This window comes from Chryseobacterium indologenes (assembly GCF_001295265.1).
Lineage (GTDB): Bacteria > Bacteroidota > Bacteroidia > Flavobacteriales > Weeksellaceae > Chryseobacterium > Chryseobacterium indologenes_A.
In genome coordinates, this window is record NZ_LJOD01000056.1 from 1 (window position 1) to 1,079 (window position 1,079).

The 1,079-nt window shown below is 40.1% G+C and carries 2 protein-coding genes; both read left to right on the forward strand.

The genetic code is table 11. The features are described 5' to 3' along the window. Window positions 1–411, forward strand: a 411-nt coding sequence (locus AOB46_RS22690) for a hypothetical protein (protein WP_206542276.1), incomplete at its 5' end; no start/stop codon positions are given. Window positions 412–417: 6 nt separating this feature from the next. Continuing rightward, window positions 418–975, forward strand: coding sequence for a hypothetical protein (locus tag AOB46_RS22695; RefSeq protein ID WP_062703681.1), 558 nt, complete (start codon window positions 418–420; stop codon window positions 973–975). Window positions 976–1,079: the final 104 nt, after the last annotated feature.

Consider the following 1,079-nt stretch of genomic DNA (forward strand, 5'->3'; position numbering starts at 1 on the left):
GTTTTAAACAATTATACTTACATCTTAATTACTATGAAAAAATATTTTCTAATGGCGGCTTTTGCCACTTTAACGCTGATCTCCTGTAACAATGAAAACAATGCTGTAAATACCATGGAGAGCATGAAAACTCCGCAGATGGAAAACTTCGACAAAGCTTTTAAAAGCCTGGGTGATCCACAAAACAGACCTACGGAAGAGGAGAAAAAAAGAAACACCTCTGAGCTGAGTGACAGAAGAAAAGCGCTTCTGGTGCCGGCTTCTAAAGAACTGATCCTTTCTACCGGCGTAACTGAAGCGGAGCTGATGAGAAAAACAGGCGGTGATATGAGCCAGATCATTGTGTGGGCTACCCAGATCTATATGAAGAAAAGTGAGGAGATCCGTAAGAACATTAAATCCGAAAAATAAATAATCATGAAAAAAGTTGTAGCCATATTAAGTTTAGCAGCCTGCTCTTTAGGTTATGCCCAGAAGGGACCTCTTATCCTCAACAATTATTCTGTTTATGAGTTTAGAGGAGTTATTTTTGCCAGTAATGAATTCGGAACAAACTGCTATCCTTATATAACTTCCCAAGGTCCTGACGAAATTATTATTCCGGCCGACTCGCATATGGGAAATGGAAAAGCACTCATCTATGATAATTACAGAGATCAATTTACCAACTCTTTATATCCTACTGGAATCTGGAGGGTAACCCTTTCGAATACATCTTCAACACAAAGCCCGTGGAACGCACCGTCTTTACTGCCTACCGGGGTTATTTCAGCCAACACAAGATGGTCAGGCACCAAATTCGGAATGTTTCATCCGGGAACCAATGACGGTGTCTGGGGCTTCGGCGGTCCATTAGTGCTTCCCAACAGCTGTTATGATGCTCCTAGTAATATTACCACTCCTGATGGAAACAGCGCGGAAATATTTACTGTAACCAGCGGAACGAATACAACCACTTATATTCAGCTTTACTGATCTTAACAGGTTTTAAACAATTATACTTACATCTTAATTACTATGAAAAAATATTTTCTAATGGCGGCTTTTGCCACTTTAACGCTGATCTCCTGTAACAATGA